Annotated in this window: 1 protein-coding gene; it reads left to right on the top strand. The window is 64.5% G+C overall.

The window, feature by feature from the left end:
- Positions 1-18: 18 nt before the first annotated feature.
- Positions 19-1,877, top strand: a 1,859-nt coding sequence (locus tag HH303_RS19890) for a T1SS-143 repeat domain-containing protein (protein ID WP_319637478.1), incomplete at its 3' end; no start/stop codon positions are given.

The following is a 1,877-nucleotide window of genomic DNA, read 5'->3' as shown; positions in this document are numbered from 1 at the left end:
CAGATCAAGATCGACGTTGTGGACGATGTTCCGACGGCGGTTGACGACGGCGTCGTGACGCTGGAAGAAGGCGGCAACACGGTCACGGGCAACGTGATGACGAACGACACCGAAGGGGCGGACGGCGCCGAGGTGACGAGCTTCACGTATACGGACGAGAACGGCGTTGAGCAGACGGGTGACGTGGGTGTCGAGGTCGACACGCAATACGGCACGCTGACGGTCAATGCCGACGGCAGCTACACCTACACGTCGGATGCGAATGAAGACCATACGGACGGCAATCCGCTGACCGACGGCTTCACCTACACGATCACGGATGGTGACGGGGACACGGCCACGGCCACCCAGACCTTCAGCATTGAGGATACGGGCCCGACGATCGATCCGCCTCCGGGCACGCCGGATCCGAGCGATCCGTCGATCGGTGTGGAAGCGGGCCGCGTGAACGAAGACGACCTGACGGGCGGTTCGGACGATACGCCGGACTCGACGACGGTGACGGGCAGCATGACGGTCGACGGTGGCGCCGACGGGATTGCGTCGATCGCCTTTGCCGGGACGGACACGCTGCCGACCCTGACGAGCAACGGGGCGGCGATCGCCTACACGTTGTCGGAAGACGGCCAGACGATCACGGGGTCTGCCGGGTCGGACGACATCTTCACGATGGTTCTGACGGGCGACGGGTCGGGCTATCAGTTCGATCTGCTGGGCACGATCGACCATGAAGAGGGTCAGGGCACGAACGAGGTCGACCTGCCGTTCACGGTTGAAGTGACGGATGGCGACGGCACGACGGCGTCGACGGTGTTCCATATCGCGGTTGTGGACGATGTCCCGACGGCGGTTGACGACGCGACGGTGACGCTGGAAGAAGGCAACAACACGGTCACGGGCAACGTGATGACGAACGACACCGAAGGGGCCGACGGCGCCGAGGTGACGAGCTTCACGTATACGGACGAGAACGGCGTTGAGCAGACGGGTGACGTGGGTGTCGAGGTCGACACGCAATACGGCACGCTGACGGTCAATGCCGACGGTTCCTACACCTACACGTCGGACGGTGCGGAACAGCACACCGACGGCGAACCGCTGGAAGACGCGTTCACCTATACGATCACGGATGCCGACGGCGACACGTCCTCCGCAACCCAGGCCTTCACCATCACCGATGATGGGCCGCAGCCGCCGACCTACACGCCGCCCCCGGGTGGCGATCCGCCGCCTCCGGGTGAGCCGCCGGTCGGTGAGATCGATCCGAACAATCCGGAGATCGGGGTCAATGCGGGCCGCGTGAACGAGGACGACCTGACGGGCGGTTCGGACGATACGCCGGAATCGACCACGGTGTCGGGCGCGATTGCGGTCGACGGCGGTGCGGACGGTATTGCGTCGATCGCCTTCACGGGCACGGATACGCTGCCGCCTTTGACGAGCAACGGGACGAGTCTGTCTTACACGATCTCGGAAGACGGTCAGACGATCACGGGGTCTGCCGGGTCGGACGACATCTTCACGATGACGCTGACGAATGGCGGCACGGGCTACAGCTTCGACCTGCTGGGCACGATCGACCATCCGGAAGGCCAGGCCGCGAATGAAGTCGACCTGCCGTTCACGGTTGAAGTGACGGACGGCGACGGCTCGACGGCGTCTTCCAACTTCCACATCTCGGTCGTCGACGACGTTCCGGTGGCGGTAGACGACAATGCGGGATCGATTGACGAGGGTCAGTCGGTGTCCGGCAGCGTGATGACGAACGATACCGAGGGCGCGGACGGCGCGACGGTGACGGAAGTGTCGTACACGGATGCGAACGGCCAGCCTGCGACGGCGGTTGTGGATCCTGTGAACGGCGCGACGGTGACGAC

This window comes from Pacificispira spongiicola, assembly GCF_012926505.1.
GTDB lineage: Bacteria > Pseudomonadota > Alphaproteobacteria > UBA8366 > Aestuariispiraceae > Pacificispira > Pacificispira spongiicola.
Note: the sequence above shows the minus strand (reverse complement) of the source record. Positions and strands in the feature narration are given on the sequence as shown.